We start from the raw sequence: 16,731 nt of genomic DNA on the forward strand, positions 1-16,731 counted from the left end.
GCAACGGATGACTGAGCGCTTACCACCAGGCTTCGGCCTGGACGCCAAAGGTGAGGCCGTCGTCGTCGCCGGCATCGATGGATTCGCTGGCGGCGTTGTACTTGCCGCCGTCCCACATGGCGTAGGTGGCGAACACGCGGATCTGCGGGCGTGCCCAGAAGCTGCGGCCGGCCGACCATTGCTGGGCCAGGGTGATCTTCTTCAGATCGCGGGATTCCTCGCCATCGGCCTGCGGGTCGATATGGTCGTAGCCGAACTCCAGCGCGGTGCTCATGGTGTTGCTCCACTTGTACACCGGGCGCACGCCGAACGACGCCCAGGTCTGCCCGGAGTCGTTGTCGAAGTCCTTATCTTCGTAGATCTGCACGTACATCATCTCGATGTCGTCGGTCAGGCCGACCACGCCCTGGTTGACCAGGCGGAACATCTTGCCGTCGCTGTTGCCGGTGCTGTTGCGCCCGGTGCTGCCGATGATGCCGTCGGTGCCGTACTGCAGGGCGAGCTTGTTGAAGCCGCCGAACCAGTTGCCCTGGATGTGTTGCGCGGTGAGCAGATGACCCTTCTGGTCGGTGTAGCCGGGATCGTCCTTCTGCTCCTCGGTGAGGTTGGCCTTGCCGTAGTCGTAGCCGAATTCCAGCTTGCCGTCGGTGTTGAAGTCGATATCGGTCAGGCGCAGGTCGAGGGTGTCGTTGGCCACGTTGGTGCCAGTGCCGGTGCCGTTGTAGACCCACTCGCCATCGGTGTTGCGCATCCAGGCCACGTGCGCCTTGGCGAAGCCCAGGTCGATGTCCTCGATGCCGGCGCCGGGGCCGGAAACGTCCCAGTAGTAGTAGTCGTTGATGTGCACGTCGTTGCGCTTGTAGTAGCGCTTGCCGGCCCACAGGGTGGCGCCGGGCAGGGCGGGCAGGAAGTTCTTGGCCTGCACGTTGAACTGGCGGATCGAGCTGGTGCCGTTGGCGTAGGGGTTGCCGTCGCTGTCGGTGGCTTCCCAGTCGTTCGCCTGATCCGACTTGTAGGCGATCATGCTGTCGATATAGAAGCTCTGATCGCCTTCCTTCCACGCCTCGTGACCGAGACCGATCTCGGCATAGGTCTCGCACTCGTTGCCGAGGCGATACTTGGCCGGCGCGCCGGCGGCCTGGAAGCAGGCCTGGTCGCCGCCGCCGGCGGTGGCGCCGATGCCGGAGCGCATGTAGCCATGGAAGTCCACGGCCAGGGCCGGGGTGGCCAGCAGCATGGCGGCGAACAGGGCGCTGGGACGCAGCAGCTGGGCGGGTTGCTTGGTGTTCATCGTGGGTCCTTCTTTCTTGTTGGATTCGGTGTCGGACTGACTGGGCGCGACAGGGCAGGCAGTCGGCCCGGTGGCGCTGCGGGCAAGAGTCGGGCAAGGCAAGGCGCCACCACATCCTCCCCGGGGCGCTTTTTTCGAGGTGGAGCGGCAGGGCGTAGCGAAGCGGCGGGGGGTATGGCTGGCAGGCGGAATTTCTACGCCTGTGCCCTACGCCTGCAGAAAGTGCGCGGGGGAGGTTTGGTGGTGCGGCCAGGCGCGGCAGGCTGCCGTGATCGGGTCGCCCGCGCGGTGCTCCGATCAGTCCATCCGGGGGCTGTCCCCCGTAGTCGGATGCTCACAACAATGACAAGAACGGAGCTTCAAGATGAACCGATACCTGCGAATGGCCGGCCTGGTGCTGGCCATGGCCCCGCTCGCCTACCCCTGGGGCAACCTGGTCAGGGCGGCGGACGCGCCGGGCAAGAGCGCCAGCGGCGTGCGCTACCACGGCGGTGACGAAGTCATCCTCCAGGGCTTTCACTGGAACACGGTGCGTACCACCTCCAGCAACTGGTACGCGACCCTGTCCAGCATGGCGCCGACCCTGGCCGCCGATGGTTTCAGCGCGATCTGGATGCCGGTGCCCTGGCGCGACTTCTCCAGCTGGAGCGACCCCAACAACGGCACCTCGGGCGGCGGCGAAGGCTACTTCTGGCACGACTTCAACAAGAACGGCCGCTACGGCAGCGACAGCCTGCTCAAGCAGGCCGCCAATGCGCTGAACGCCGCCGGGGTCAAGCCGATCTACGACGTGGTGCCCAACCACATGAACCGCGGCTACCCGGACAAGGAAATCAACCTGCCGGCCGGCCAGGGGCTGTGGCGCCACGACTGCAATGACCCGGGCAACTACGCCAACGACTGCGACGACGGCGACCGCTTCATGGGCGGCGACGCCGACCTCAATACCGGCCACCCGCAGAACCAGGCGATGTTCCGCGACGAGTTCGCCAACCTGCGCAGCCAGTACGGCGCCGGCGGTTTTCGCTTCGACTTCGTCCGCGGCTATGCCGGTGAGCGGGTCGACGGCTGGATGAGCGATGCCCACGACAACGGCTTCTGCCTCGGCGAGCTGTGGAAGGCGCCGGGCGAATACCCGAGCTGGGACTGGCGCAACGGCGCCAGCTGGCAGCAGATCCTCAAGGACTGGTCGGATCGGGCCAAGTGCACCATCTTCGACTTCGCCCTCAAGGAGCGCATGCAGAACGGCGGCATAGCCGACTGGCGCCACGGCCTCAACGGCAATCCCGATGCGCGCTGGCGCGAGGTGGCGGTGACCTTCGTCGACAACCACGACACCGGCTACTCGCCCGGCCCCAACGGCGGCCAGCACCACTGGCCGCTGCCGGATCATCGCCTCAAGCAGGCCTACGCCTACATCCTCAGCAGCCCCGGCACGCCGGTGGTGTACTGGCCGCACATGTACGACTGGGGCCATGGCGACTTCATCCGCCAGCTGATCCAGATTCGCCGCGCGGCCGGGGTCAAGGCCGCCTCAGCGATCCAGTTCCATGAGGGCTTCTCCGGCCTGGTGGCGACGGTCAGCGGCAGCCAGCAGCAGCTGCTGATCGCCCTGGACTCCAACCTGTCCTCGCCCGGCCAGGTGGCCAGCGGCGACTTCACCCAGGCGCTCAACGCCGACAACGGTGCGATCCGTATCTGGCGCAGCGGCCAGGGTGACGATGAAGAGCAGGGCGAGCTGGTCAGCGTCAACTTCCGCTGCGACAACGGCGTGACCCAGTGGGGCGACAGCGTCTATGCGGTGGGTAACGTCGCCCAGCTGGGCAACTGGAGCGCGGCCAGCGCGGTGCGCCTGAGCGACACCAGCGCCTACCCGACCTGGAAGGGCAGCATCGCCCTGCCGGCCGGCCAGCAGGTGGAGTGGAAATGCATCATCCGTAACGAGAGCGACCCGACCCAGGTCAAGACCTGGCAGCCGGGAGGCAACAATAGCCTGACGGTTACGGCCGGGGCCACCACCAGCGGCGGCTTCTGAGTCTGCCGGGCCGCCGCGCCGTTCCCGGCGGCCCGGTCTCTATCGACAGGAGAGATCGATGTTGTCCCCTCTTGTAAACCGGCTGACCGCCTTCAAGGTCGGCTTCCTGCCGCGGCTGTACCTGCTGATCGCGGCGCTGGCCCTGCTGCTGGTGCTGCTCGGCGGCAGCAGCCTGAGCGCCATCGGCGAGCTGCAGGGCTCGGGCGAACGCATCGCCCACAGCGCCGCGCGGCTGCAGGCCAGCCAGAGCTTCTTCAGTGCCCTGCAGGGCCTGACCCAGAACCTGTCCGATGCCCTCGGCGCCGAACGCGCCGAGGAGCTCGAGGCCTTCGCCACCGCGCATGGGCAGCATGCCGAACGGGTCGACGCCCGCCTGGACGTCATGCGGACCCTGGGGAACGGCGCCGAACAGGCCGAGCTGGTGCGGCTGGGGCAGTTGCTGCCGCAGCTGGACGCGCAGAGCCGCGAACTGCTGGAGGCGCAGCGCCAGGTGCTGGCGCGGGTCGAGCGCACCGCGGTGACGCTGCGCAACCTGCAGCTGCAACTGTCGCGCTTCAAGCAGGACCTGCTCAGGGTGCAGGCGGTCACCAAGGACGACTACGTCGCCTACTCGCTCAAGCAGTTCATCATTCCGCTGGAGCAGGTCGAGGCACTGGTCTTCGACGCGGTCGGCAGCGCCTCGCCGCAGCGCCTGCAGCAGGCCGAGGCCAAGGTCAGGGAACGCCTGCCCAATCTACATGACAAGCTGGGGCGGGTGCTGGACGACCTACTGCCCCACCAGGACAGTCGCACCGACTATGTGCATACCTATCGGGGTGAGTTCGCCGAGATCGAGCGCAACCTGCTGCTCGACGGCCAGGGCGCGCTGGCCCAGTACGCCGGCTGGCTCGCCGACAAGCAGGCTAACCAGGAGCGCAAGCGCCAGCTGCAGGCGTTGCAGGCGCAGGTGGGCGAGCAGGTCGGGCAACTGATCGAGGCGAGCGAGCGCGACGCCCGGGCGCAGCTCGAACAGGCGCGCCTGACCTATCGGCGCGGCTTCGATCGCCTGCTGTGGCTGGCCGCGCTGTCGCTCGGCATCGCCCTGAGCATGGGCGTTTGGCTCAGCCGCACCATGCGCCGGGCGCTGGGCGCGGTGTCCGGCGCGCTGAACCGGTTGGCCGAGGGCGATCTGCGCGGCCGCTGCGATTACCAGCGGGCAGACGAGTTCGGCCGGGTCGCAGCGGACGTCAATCGGGTCGCCGGCAACCTGCGCGACGCCCTGGCGCAGCTGGGCCGCGCCGCCGACCAGCAGGACGCCATCGCCCGTGGCAATGCCGATTCCTGCGCCGACGCGCGCCAGGGCCTGGATCGGCAGCGCTCGAGCATCGGTGCGCTGGCCGCCAGCCTGACCCAGATGGAATCGAGCTTCGCCGAGGTGGCGGTGCATGCCGAGCAGACCGCGCGGCGGGTCGACAGCGTCGGCGCCTGCGTCGACAGCGGCAGCCAGATCATGGCCGGCACCATCCGCAGCACCCAGGCGCTGGCGCAGCAGCTGCAGGGCAGCGTGGCCGAGATCGCCGAGGTCGAGGCCGGCGGGCAGCGCATCGGCCAGATCCTCGCGGTGATCCGCAGCATCGCCGAGCAGACCAACCTGCTGGCCCTCAACGCGGCCATCGAGGCGGCGCGTGCCGGCGAGCAGGGCCGCGGCTTCGCCGTGGTCGCCGACGAGGTGCGTAGCCTGGCCTTGCGCACGGCCAGCTCCACCGGCGAGATCCAGTCGCATATCGACGGTCTGCTGCAGGGCATCCAGGCGGCGGTACAGTCGCTGGAGCTGAGCCGCCAGCACATGCAGGCCAACCTGGCCCAGGTCGGCGAGGCCGATCAGGCGATGCAGCGGATCCACGAGCAGGTCGGCGCCATCGCCGGCATGTCGCGGCAGATCAGCCAGGCCACCGCCCAGCAGCGCCTGGCTGCCGAAGACGTGACGCGCAGCATGCACGACATCCACGCGGTGGCCGAGGACAACATGCAGCGCATCGTCGGTATCACCGAGAGCAGCGAGCGCCAGGCGGCCATGGTGGCCGAGCAGCAGGCGCTGTGCGCCCGCTACCTGACCTGAGCGATCGGTGCCTGCTGCGCGAAGGCGTGTATCCGGCGGATTGGGGCGGTGCCGGGGACAACGATAAGGGCGGGTTCGGCGACTGACCGCGCAAGCCGCGGTGCGCACGGTGCACCCTACGAAATGCAGCACCGTGCCGAGCGTGGCGATCCCGGTAGGCGGCGCTGCGCGCACCGGAGGCTATCCTGTACAGGCAATCAGCGCCAGGAGACAGGGAATGTCCGACTACCGCCGTGCCCGGGAGCAGGGCGCCTGCTATTTCCTCACCCAGGTCAGCCACCAGCGTCGGCCGCTGCTCACCGAGGCGCCGCTGCGCGCGGCCTTGCGCGGGGCCATCGAGCAGGTGCGCCAGCGTTATCCCTTTGCCATTCACGGCTGGGTGCTGCTGCCCGATCACCTGCACTGCCTGTGGCAACTGCCACCGGGCGATGCCGACTTTGCCCTGCGCTGGTCGATGATCAAGCGCCTGACCAGCCAGGCCCTGCCGCAAGCCGATGGTGTCAGCCTGAGCCGGCGTCTGCGCCGCGAGGCGGGGCTGTGGCAAAGGCGCTTCTGGGAACACCGCATCCGCGACGAGCAGGACCTCAGTAGGCACCTGGATTACCTGCACTGGAATCCGGTGCGCCATGGCCTGGTGCGGCAGGTGGCGGATTGGCCCTGGTCGAGCTTCCACCGCCTGGTGCGCGAAGGCGTGTACCCGGCGGATTGGGGCGGGGTGGCGGAGGATGAGGGGGCGTTCGGCGAGTGACCGCGCAAGCTCGGTGCGCACGGCGCACCCGATGGTGCCGATACGCCGATATGTAGCTCTGCGGATATGGTGCGGCGAGCCCTAGGGTGCGCCGTGCGCACCAGGGATAAACGCCGATCTGCCAGGCCGGCGCCTATTCCCGATCCGGTCGGGTTGTCGCCGCTGGATGGGGTATGCAGAAAGAGCCACCGAGGCCGCGGTGCGCCGCGGCGCACCCTAAGAGCACGGCAGGCTTTTGTAGGGGGCGCGCGGGGCCGCCTAGGTTGTGCGCACCAACCCTCTGCCTATTCACCAACCTGCCACTCATGCGCCTGCTGCAGCGCCTGTTCCAGCTCGGCGCGCCAGGCGTCCGGGGTGCGCCCGGCGAGCAGTTCCAGGCGCTGCAGCTGGGCGCCGCACTCGTGCAGGCATTGCTGCAGCCAGTCGATGCGCTGCAGGGTCAGCGGCGTGCAGGTCTGGCCGCCGAGGTCGTCCTCCAGATCGCTCAGGTGCGAGCGCCAGGCCTCGCGCAGGTACAGGCCGTCGAGGCCGCCGCCCAGCGCGTCCTGCCACTGGTCGATGATGCGTTGCAGCCAGGCCAGTACCGTGGCGCTGGCGCCGCGTCCAGCCAGATGGCTGCGCAGGCGCCGGTAGCACTCCAGGGCGATGCGCTTTTCCAGTTCCAGCGCGGCCAGCGCGGCGCTCTGTCCGCGCTCGCGTTCCAGGTGCAGCAGGTGGGCGTAGTAGCAGCGCGTTTCGAAGCGTTCGGCGGCGTGGCACTGCGGGGTCAGCTGGCCGTTGCTGTTGAAGCTGTGCAGCGGCTCGAAGCGGTACATATAGCCGAAGTCGAACAGGCGGATGCGGCCGTCGTCGAGCAGGTTGCCGGGGCACAGGTCCCACTCGAAGAAGCCCAGCTGCAGCAGCGCCAGCAGCGTATCGAACAGCTGCAGCAGGCGCCGCTCGTCCCATTCGCCGATCGCCTCGCCGGCGATCCAGGGCGACAGCAGCAGGCCCTGGCGGTAGCTGGCGTAACGCGTCTCGACGATGCCGGCCAGGGCCTCGCCCCAGGCCGGCTGCTGTTTCAAGGCCTGCAGCTCTGCGCGGCGCTGCACTTCGTTGAGAAAGGAGGTCTGGCCGTCGGGGTTCTGCACCTTGCACGGGTTGCGTGCGCGCTTGAGTGTCCATAGCTGGCCCCCCGCCTCGATCTGGTAGACCTCGGCGGTCAGTCCTCCGGCGAAATGGCGGCGTACCCAGGGGCTGCCCGGGCCGGTGGCCAGCAATTGGTCGAGGGGCAGCGGGCAGTGGGCGAGCGAGCCCACTTCGAGTTCGGCGCGGCTGGAGGCGAAGGCCAGCTGGCTTTGGCGGCGTTGCTGTTCTGGAGTCATGGCGGTACCGGGCAGGGCAGGTGGTGCGCGCGACCTACCCTGCGAACGTCGCGCGCCGGGAGATTTCAACGACCCTGGACGATCACCACGCGGTCTGCGCCGAGGGTGCGGGCGAAGGCGTAGGGCAGGGTGGATAGCTGCTGGTGGCGGCCGGCACCGATGGCCGGGTGGCGCGCGCGGAACTGGCCGAGCAGGCGCCAGTGCGCCAGCAGCTCGGCGATCGGCCCCTGCTGCTGGGCTGCCCAGTTCATCGGCGAGCGCGTGCCCTGTTGCGGGTCGGAGCCGCCGGGGCCGAGCGGGCGGGCGCTCTCGTCGCCGTAGTAGATCTGCACCGCGCCGGGGGCCAGCAGCAGGGCGCCGGCGAGGCCGCGCTGGCGCGCCAGCTGCTCGCCCTGTTCGGCGAAGAACAGCGAGGTGTCGTGGGACGAGGCGTAGCTCATGAAGTTGTGTCCGGCATTCTTGGCCAGCAGCTCGGCATAGTCGCGGTAGCCGTCCTCGGCCTGGCGCAGGCACTCGCTGCCCTTGGCGGCGAGCTCGCCCTGGAAGGCGAAGTTGATCAGCGCGTCGAAGCCGTTGTCCTGATAGACATTGACCTGCGGACCATGGCCGAACACCTCGCCGACCATCCAGAACGGGCTGCCGCTCATGGGATCATCGGGGTTGGCCGCCGACCACTCGGCGCGCGCCTTGTCGGCCGCCTGGCGCAGCGCCGCCCAGCTTTCCAGTTCGACATGCTTGACCGTATCGCCACGGAAGCCGTCGACGCCGAACTCGCGCACCCAGAAGGTCAGCCATTCCACCAGGTAGTCGCGCACCCGGTAGCCCTCGCGCGGCACCGCGCGGGTGTCGGCCTTGCGCTGCAGGAAGGGCGGCAGCGTCACCGGCTGCGGGTTTTCGGTCTTGAAGTCGGGCAGGAACGCCAGCGAGCCCTTTACCGGATCGACCAGCACGCTGGGCGGGGCGTCGTAGTCGGCGATGCCGGCGCGCACCCAGTCCTTGCCCCACCAGTTGCGCCAGGCGTCGTGCTGGTAGTCGATCAGGTTGTGGTAGGCGTGCAGGTTCTCGAAGCCCTCCGGCCGCCAGTCGCTCCAGCGCGGCGGCAGGTACTGGGCCATGCCGCTGCGCAGCGCGCCGAAGCCGAGCCCCTGCATGTCGGCCAGGGTCGAATAGCCGGCATGGTTGAGCACCACGTCGAACAGCACGCGGATGCCGCGGGCGTGGGCCTGGGCGATCAGCTCGCGCAGGTCGTCGTCGCTGCCCATGTTGGCGTCCAGGCGGGTGAAGTCCATGGGGTAGTAGCCGTGGTAGCCGTAGTGGCGGAAATCGCCCTTGTCGCCGCCGCCGACCCAGCCGTGGATCTGCTCGAAGGGCACGCTGATCCACAACGCGTTGACACCCAGTTGCTGCAGGTAGTCGAGCTTGCCGGTCAGGCCGCGCAGGTCGCCGCCGTGGAAAGTGCCGATCTCCTGCTCGCCATCGGGCTGGCGGCCGTAGCTGCGGTCGTTGCTCGGATCGCCATTGGCGAAGCGGTCGGTCAGGACGAAATACACCGTGGCGTTGCGCCAGTCGTGCGCGGCGGTGGCGCTCGTCTCGGCCGGCTCGAGCAGCAGCAGGCCGTCGCTGTGCGCCGCCGGGGTCAGCTGCACCCGGCCGTTCGCAACCGTCGCCCGCTGGCCACTGTAGGCGTCGCGTAGCACTTCGCCGTCGGCGAACACCTGGCTGACATCGACGCTCAGGGATTCGCCCGTCCAGGCCTGGCAACTGCCGCGCGAGGCTTGCCGGGGCAGCGGCAGCAGGCGCAGGTGGGGCTGGCCGTCTTCCTGGAACAGCAGGCGATAACGTCCGGGTTCGCTGATCTGCAGGCTGAGCTGGCTGTCTTGGTGCCAGTCCTGACGCTGATACAGCGCGAGCGGTTGGGCGCTGCCGGCCGCATTGGGCGCCTGCAGGCGCAGCTGGCCGGGCGCCAGGTCCAGCTCGACGCTGTAGCGCTGCGGCGCCGGGCTGCTCCATTGCAGCGGCAGCGGCCGCTGATCCAGCCAGGCCTGCAGCTGCGGTTCGGCGCTGGCAAACTGGCAGAGCAGGGCGCAGGCCAGGGTGGTGAGCGAAGTCGGCAACGAAGGGTGGCGCATGGGGTTCTCCCGCAACTGGCGAGCCTCCAGTACACCCGCACCACGCCGCCTGCAACAGGCGCAGAAGGGGCAGGGGTGCATACTTTTTTCAGGGAGGTGCTGGCAGACTACGCCCCCGCTTCTACGCCCTCGAGAGCGCGACCGGGGAGGATGTGGCGCTTGCCCTTTCGGTCGAGGATGACCGGGCTGGCAGAGCGCTCACCGGCTCGCCGCGGTTGTGGATCAAAAACAAGAAGCCACGAGGACAACAAGACATGAACAAGACGCTGCTCAGCGCAGTCGCCATCGGCCTCGCCGCCACCCTGAGCCATTCCCTGCCGGCCCAGGCCGCCATCGAGGAGGGCAAGCTGGTCATCTGGATCAACGGCGACAAGGGTTACAAGGGGCTGGCCAAGGTCGGCGAGCGCTTCACCGCCGACACCGGCATCGCCGTGGAGGTGGCCCATCCGGACAGTGCCACCGACAAGTTCCAGCAGGCCGCCGCCACAGGCAACGGCCCGGACATCTTCATCTGGGCCCACGACCGCCTCGGCGAATGGGCGCAGAGCGGGCTGATCTCGCCGATCACCCCCAGCGCCAAGGTCCAGGGCGAGATCGAGGACTTCGCCTGGGAGGCGGTGACCTACGGCGGCAAGCTGTGGGGCTACCCGATGGCGGTCGAGGCCATCGGCCTGCTCTACAACAAGGCGCTGGTGCCGACCCCGCCGGCCAGCTTCGACGAGGTGCTGGCGCTCAACGCCGAGCTGGCCAAGTCCGGCAAGCGCGCCATCCTCTGGGACTACAACAACACCTACTTCACCTGGCCGCTGCTGGCCGCCAACGGCGGCTATGCCTTCGCCGCCGCCGAGGGCGGCTACGACACCAGTCGCACCGGGGTCAACAACGCCGGCGCCAAGCAGGGCGCGCAGACCCTCAAGGCGCTGATCGACGCCGGGGTGATGCCCAAGGGCGCCGACTACAGCGTCGCCGAGGCCGCCTTCAACAAGGGCGAGTCGGCCATGTTCATCAGCGGCCCCTGGGCCTGGGCCAACGCCAAGAAGAGCGGCATCGATTTCGGCGTGGCGCCGATTCCCGCGGTCGGCGACGCGCCGAGCCGGCCCTTCAGCGGGGTGATGGCCGCCGCGCTGAACGCCGCCAGCCCCAACCAGGCGCTGGCCGTGGAGTTCCTCGAGAACTACCTGCTGCAGGTCGAGGGGCTCAAGACCGTGAGCGCCGACGTGCCGCTCGGCGCCGTGCCGAACAAGGCCTATATGGCCGAGCTGGCCAGCGACCCGTTGATCAAGGCCACCTTCGACAACGCCCAGCTCGGCCAGCCGATGCCCAACGTGCCGGAGATGGGCGCCTTCTGGTCGGCCATGGCGCCGGCGCTGAGCAACATCACCTCCGGTCGGCAGACCGTGGACGCCGCGCTGGACGACGCCGCCAAGCGCATCGCCAAGTGAAATCCGGCCGCCGTCGACGCCTGGCGTCGCGGCGGCCCCGCTCCGAGGCTATAAACCTGATGTCCGTCGTCAATCTTTCCGCCGCCGTGGCCAGTACGCCCATGAAACTGTTTTCCCTGCCGTCGCTACGTGCCGGCCTGCGCTGGAGCCTGTGGGGCCTGTTCAATGTCCTGGCGCTGTACCTGGTGCTGGCGCTCTATGCCCAGCAGCAACTGGCCTTCGCCCTGCTCGGCCTGGTGGTCACCGGCATCGCCAGCTACGTGTTCATCAGCCGCCGCACCTACGCCCATCGCTACATCTACCCGGCGTTGGCGGGCATGCTGGTGTTCGTCATCTTTCCGCTGCTGTACACCGTGGGCATCGGCTTCACCAACTACAGCGGCAGCAATCTGCTGAGCTTCGAGCAGGTGCAGCGCTATCACCTGCGCCAGACCTACCTGGCCGGCGAGCGCTACGCCTTCAGCCTGCACCGCGATGAGGCCGGCGAGCTGCGTTTGCGCGTCGACAAGGGCGAGCGCGGCGCGTTCGTCTCGCCGCCTCTCGTTGGGGATGCGACCGGCGACGCGGCCGGCGAGCCGCTGGCGCTCAGGGCCGAACGCGAACCCGGCGAGCTGGGCGAGGCACTGGCGCTGCGCGAGGTGATCCAGCGCCGCGCCGAGCTGGAGCAGTGGGTGCTGCGCGGCAGCGACGGCGAGCTGCTGCGTCTGTACGGCCTGCGCGAGGTGGCGGCGGTCAAGCCGCTGTACCGCCTGCTGGAAAACGGCGACCTGCTCAACACGCGTAGCAACGAGCGCCTGGAGCCCGACCATACCACCGGCTTCTACCTCGACAGCCACGGCAACAAGGTGGCGCCGGGCTTCACCGTGTTCGCCGGCACCAGCAACTTCACCCGGGTACTGACCGACCCGAGCATCCGCGGCCCGTTCCTGGAGATCTTCGTCTGGACCGTGGCCTTCGCCGGCCTCACCGTGCTCTTCACCCTGGCCGTCGGCCTGGTCCTGGCCAGCCTGCTGCAGTGGGATCTGGTGCGCGGCAAGGCGTTCTACCGGCTGATGCTGATCCTGCCCTACGCGGTGCCGGCCTTTATCTCCATCCTGGTGTTCCGCGGCCTGTTCAACCAGAACTTCGGTGAGATCAACCTGTTGCTCAACGGCCTGTTCGGCATCCGCCCGGACTGGTTCAGCGACCCGACCCTGGCCCGCTCGATGATCCTGATGGTCAACACCTGGCTGGGTTACCCCTACATGCTGCTGCTGTGCATGGGCCTGCTGCAGGCCATTCCGCGCGACCTCTACGAGGCCTCGGCGATGGATGGCGCCACGCCCCTGGACAACCTGCTGAAGATCACCCTGCCGCTTCTGATCAAGCCGCTGGCGCCGCTTTTGATCGCCAGCTTCGCCTTCAACTTCAACAACTTCGTGCTGATCACCCTGCTGACCCGCGGCGGCCCGGACATCATCGGCGCCACCACCCCGGCCGGCACCACCGATCTGCTGGTGAGCTACACCTACCGCATCGCCTTCCAGGACTCGGGGCAGAACTTCGCCCTGGCGGCGGCCATCGCCACGCTGATCTTCCTGGTGGTGGGCGCGCTGGCCTGGCTCAACCTGAAACTGTCGAAAGTCAAAGTCTGAGGAACCCGCCATGGCGATGGTGCAACCGAAATCCGTGAAATACCGCCTGTGGCTGACCCATGCAGGTCTGCTCGGCTTCATCGCGCTGATCGTCTTCCCGCTGCTGATGGTGGTGTCGATCAGCTTCCGCGAAGGCAACTTCGCCACCGGCAGCCTGCTGCCGGACAACCCGACCCTGGAGCACTGGTCGCTGGCCCTTGGCATTCCCTACCAGCATGCCGATGGCTCGGTGACCCAGCCGCCGTTCCCGGTGCTGACCTGGCTGTGGAACTCGGTGAAGATCGCCTTTATCAGCTCGGCGCTGATCCTGCTGCTGTCGACCACCAGCGCCTATGCCTTCGCCCGTATGCGCTTCGCCGGCAAGGGGCCCATCCTCAAGGGCATGCTGATCTTCCAGATGTTCCCGCCGGTGCTGTCGCTGGTGGCCATCTACGCCCTGTTCGACCAGCTCGGCAAGCACGCCGGCTGGCTCGGGGTGAACAGCCACGGCGCGGTGATCGTCGCCTCGCTCGGCGGCATGGCCCTGCATATCTGGACCATCAAGGGCTACTTCGAAAGCATCGACGCCTCGCTGGAGGAGGCCGCCATCGTCGACGGCGCCACCACCTGGCAGGCCTTCGTGCACATCCTGCTGCCGATGAGCGTGCCGATCCTCGCCGTGGTGTTCATCCTCGCCTTCATCACCAGCATCACCGAATACCCCATGGCCTCGGTGCTGCTGCTGGACGTGGACAAGCTGACCCTGTCGGTCGGCGCCCAGCAGTACCTGTACGAGCAGAACTACCTGTGGGGCGACTTCGCCGCCGCCGCCGTGCTCTCCGGTCTGCCGATCACCCTGGTATTCCTCTATTGCCAGAAGTGGATAGTCGGTGGGCTGACCGCGGGGGGCGTGAAGGGGTAGGGTGGTGGAACCCGCCGCCCCGATACCGATGTAAGATTCGCCATAGCCCGGACAACTACAAATAACGGGAGAGGATCATGACCACAGCGGCGCGTCCGCCCCTGCCCCTGATACCGGCCAAGCTCGCTGCGCCGGCGCTGCATCCCGGCCTGCTGCCGCGGCCGCGCTTCGACGAGTGGCTGCAGCGCCTGCCGCAGGTGCGCCTGGCCGTGCTGCAGGCGCCCAGCGGCTTCGGCAAGACCGTGCTGGCCAGCCAGTGGGCGGCGGCCTTTGCCGGCGCCGTGGCCTGGCTCAACCTCGACGGCAACGACAACAGCCCGCGGCAGTTCGGCCGCTATCTGCTCAACGCCCTGCATCGCCAGCTCGACGGCGGCTGCCCGCAGTGCGTCGGCCGCGCCGAGCAGGGCGACGACGGCCTCGACGGCCTGCTCACCCGCCTGCTCGCCGAGCTGCCGGCCGAGCATGCGCCGCTGTTGCTGGTGCTCGACGAGTTCGAGGTGCTGCGCAACCGCGAGGTGATCGCCGCGCTGCGCTTCTTTCTGCGCAACGCCCCCGACTGGCTGACCCTGCTGGTGTGCAGCCGCGGCCTGCCGGACCTCGGCGTCGCCGAGTTGCGGGTCAAGCGCCAGCTGCTGGCGCTGGATGCCGGCCAGCTGGCCTTCGAGCTGGACGAGGTACAGGCGCTGCTGGAGCTGGGCCTGCGGATCGAGGTAAACCGCGAGCAGGTCGAGCGCCTCAACCGGCGCATCGGCGGTTGGCCCTGCGCCCTGCAGCTGACCCTGCAGGAGGTACAGACCGGGCGCGGCATGGACCTGTTCCTCGAGGCGCTGCAGCTCGGTCACCCCTATATCCGCGACTATTTCCGTGAGCAGGTGCTCTATGGCCTGGACGGCGCCACCCAGGATTTCCTCCAGTCCACCTGCCTGCTGGAGCGCTTCAGTGCGGCGCTGGCCGACCGTCTGACCGACAGCTGCAACGGCCGCGAGATGCTCGAAACCCTGGAACGCAGCGGCCTGTTTATCCAGGCGGTGGACCCGCTGCGCCAGTGGTTCGCCTACCACCCGCTGTTCGCCAGCTTCCTGCGCAACGAGCTGTCCACCCACCAGCCGCAGCGCGTCGCCGAACTGCACCTGCGCGCCGCCGAGGCGCTGCTGGAGGAGAAGATGGCCGAGGAGGCGGCGCGCCATGCATTGCTGGCGCGCGACCCGCAGCGGGTGGCGCAGATCCTCGAGGCCCATGGCCGGCATTTCTACCGCCAGGGCCGCCTGGAACTGCTGCAGCGCTGCCTGGCCGTGCTGCCGGAGAGCCGCGTGGCCGAATCCCCGCTGTTCACCCTGCTGCAGGCCTGGGCCTCGCAGAACCAGTATCAGAGCGATCAGGTCGAGCGCTGGCTGCAGGCCGGCGAGGCGGTGCAACGCGAGCAGTTCAGCGCCGAACAGTGGCAGCGCATCGAGGCCGACTACCAGGCGGTACGCGCTCAGGTGGCGATCAACCAGGGCGACCAGCAGCGCGCCATGGCCTTCGCCCGCCAGGCGCTGGCCTTCGAGCCGCTGACCATGCGCACCTCCAAGGTGGCGGCGATGTCGGTGCTGGCCGAGGCGCACTTCGTCCAGGGCGAGCTGGCCAAGGCCCAGCAGCAGCACGAGGAGACCGTGCGCCGTGCGCAGCAGATCAACGCCTCGCACCCGGTGCTGTGGAGCCTCGGCCAGCTGTCGGAGATCGCCGTGGCCCAGGGCCACCTGCAGAAGGCCTACAACCTGCAGGAGCGGGCGCTGCAGTACATCGAGCAGGAGCAGTTGCCGATCACCCCGATCATGGAATTCATCCACCGCGTGCGCGGCCAGGTGCTGCTCGAATGGCACCACCTGGATGCGGCCGAGCAGTGCGCCCTGCAGGGCCTGGAGATACTCGACACGGTGGGCGACCACTGGTTCCTGCAGTGCTACGTGCTGCTCGCCCGCGTCGCCCACGCGCGGGGCCAGCAGAGCCAGTGCGCCGACTACATCGGCCGGCTGAAGAGCCTGCTGGCCGGCGACGACTACCACATCGACTGGCAGGCCAACGCCCACGCGGCGATGCTCGCCTACTGGGACTCGACCCAGGACAAGGACAGCATCCGCCAGTGGCTTTCCACCGCGCCGCCGCTCAAGCCCGGGGCCAACCACTTCGCCCAGGGCAACGCGCGCAACCACGTGCGCGCCTACCTGGCATTGAACCAGGGCGAGCGTGCGCTGCCGATCCTGCGCCAGTTGCAGCTAGACGCCGAGCGCCATCAGCTGGTGATGGACCAGAACCGCAACCATATCCTCCAGGCGCTGGCCTACTGGCAACGCGAGGAGCGCCAGAGCAGCCTCGACCACCTGCACCAGGCGCTGACCCTGGCCAGCGGCACCGGCGCCATCGGCAGCTTTCTCAGCCTGGGCAAGCCGCTGATCGCCATGCTCAAGGCGCTGCAGCTCGAGCGCCGGCTCGACGAGCTGGAGCAGCAGCGCGCAGAACGCCTGATCCAGCTGGCCCAGCAGCAGCGCGACTTCAGCCGGGCGATCCGCATCACCCTGGATGAGGCGGTGATTCAGGACATCATCAACCGTCCCGACGTGCCCGAGCTGATCCGCCATTCGCCGCTGACCCGGCGCGAATGGCAGGTGCTCAGCCTAATCCACGCCGGGCTGTCCAACGAGCAGATTTCCGAGCACCTCAACGTCGCCCCGACCACCATCAAGACGCATATCCGCAGCCTCTACCAGAAGCTCGCCATCACCCAGCGCAGCGAGGCGGTGCAGCTGGCGCGCAGCCTGCTGAGCAAGATTCAGGGCGAGTAGGGGAGAGCCGATACCCCGACCTCGCAGGGTGTCGCGGGGCCGCCTAGGCCGTGCGCACCGATGCATTTCCCAGGATCGCCGTCGTGCGTGTCGTTCCTCCCAGTAAGCGCGGATTGGTGCGCACAGCGCACCCTACGGTTCGCCCCCGCGCCCGCGGTGTCCATCCCGAAAACTCCTCCCCCTTGCCGGCCGAAAGCTACGCCGGTGAAAACCCCGCCGGGGAGGATGTGGCAGCGATCACCCTTGCCTAGAGTGGTAAGCACACCA

10 protein-coding genes and 1 pseudogene are annotated in these 16,731 nt (G+C 68.4%); 8 read left to right on the forward strand and 3 right to left on the reverse strand.

Going from position 1 to position 16,731, the window contains the following annotated elements; all coding sequences use genetic code 11:
- Positions 1-19 precede the first annotated feature (19 nt).
- The gene (locus ACW9UL_RS07445; protein ID WP_397496498.1) at positions 20-1,291 is read right to left on the reverse strand and encodes a maltoporin; all 1,272 of its coding nucleotides are present in this window, start codon (positions 1,289-1,291) and stop codon (positions 20-22) included.
- A 364-nt stretch (positions 1,292-1,655) separates the two neighbouring features.
- Between ACW9UL_RS07445 and ACW9UL_RS07450 the strand changes: the two genes are divergently transcribed.
- The 4 genes and pseudogenes from ACW9UL_RS07450 (at position 1,656) to ACW9UL_RS07465 (ending at position 6,172) form a co-directional block, all read left to right on the forward strand.
- Positions 1,656-3,326, forward strand: a complete 1,671-nt coding sequence (locus tag ACW9UL_RS07450; RefSeq protein ID WP_397496499.1) for a glucan 1,4-alpha-maltotetraohydrolase domain-containing protein — start codon at positions 1,656-1,658, stop codon at positions 3,324-3,326.
- A gap of 1,087 nt (positions 3,327-4,413) precedes the next feature.
- A pseudogene (locus ACW9UL_RS07455) lies at positions 4,414-4,569 on the forward strand (HAMP domain-containing protein); the annotation flags it as partial.
- 129 nt (positions 4,570-4,698) lie between these two features.
- The gene (locus ACW9UL_RS07460) at positions 4,699-5,424 is read left to right on the forward strand and encodes a methyl-accepting chemotaxis protein (protein ID WP_397496633.1); all 726 of its coding nucleotides are present in this window, start codon (positions 4,699-4,701) and stop codon (positions 5,422-5,424) included.
- Between the two features lie 217 nt (positions 5,425-5,641).
- A complete protein-coding gene (locus tag ACW9UL_RS07465; RefSeq protein WP_397496500.1) occupies positions 5,642-6,172 on the forward strand; it encodes an REP-associated tyrosine transposase in 531 nt (176 codons plus the stop codon).
- A 284-nt stretch (positions 6,173-6,456) separates the two neighbouring features.
- Here ACW9UL_RS07465 and ACW9UL_RS07470 read toward each other — a convergent pair whose 3' ends face one another.
- A complete protein-coding gene (locus tag ACW9UL_RS07470; RefSeq protein WP_457789848.1) occupies positions 6,457-7,536 on the reverse strand; it encodes a protein kinase family protein in 1,080 nt (359 codons plus the stop codon).
- 65 nt (positions 7,537-7,601) lie between these two features.
- A complete protein-coding gene (locus tag ACW9UL_RS07475; protein ID WP_457789849.1) occupies positions 7,602-9,665 on the reverse strand; it encodes an alpha-amylase in 2,064 nt (687 codons plus the stop codon).
- A 254-nt stretch (positions 9,666-9,919) separates the two neighbouring features.
- Here ACW9UL_RS07475 and malE point away from each other — a divergent pair, with 254 nt between their 5' ends.
- The 4 genes from malE to malT all read left to right on the forward strand — a co-directional run bounded on the left by malE (position 9,920) and on the right by malT (position 16,464).
- On the forward strand, positions 9,920-11,107 hold the full coding sequence (gene malE, locus ACW9UL_RS07480; RefSeq protein WP_125881655.1) for a maltose/maltodextrin ABC transporter substrate-binding protein MalE: 1,188 nt from the start codon (positions 9,920-9,922) through the stop codon (positions 11,105-11,107).
- A gap of 101 nt (positions 11,108-11,208) precedes the next feature.
- Positions 11,209-12,741, forward strand: coding sequence for a maltose ABC transporter permease MalF (malF, locus tag ACW9UL_RS07485; RefSeq protein ID WP_371919684.1), 1,533 nt, complete (start codon positions 11,209-11,211; stop codon positions 12,739-12,741).
- Between the two features lie 10 nt (positions 12,742-12,751).
- The gene (malG, locus tag ACW9UL_RS07490; RefSeq protein WP_075748848.1) at positions 12,752-13,642 is read left to right on the forward strand and encodes a maltose ABC transporter permease MalG; all 891 of its coding nucleotides are present in this window, start codon (positions 12,752-12,754) and stop codon (positions 13,640-13,642) included.
- Positions 13,643-13,719: 77 nt separating this feature from the next.
- Positions 13,720-16,464, forward strand: a complete 2,745-nt coding sequence (gene malT, locus ACW9UL_RS07495) for an HTH-type transcriptional regulator MalT (protein WP_457789851.1) — start codon at positions 13,720-13,722, stop codon at positions 16,462-16,464.
- The last annotated feature ends 267 nt before the right edge of the window (positions 16,465-16,731 follow it).

It is taken from the genome of Pseudomonas sp. PL-6 (assembly GCF_054110165.1).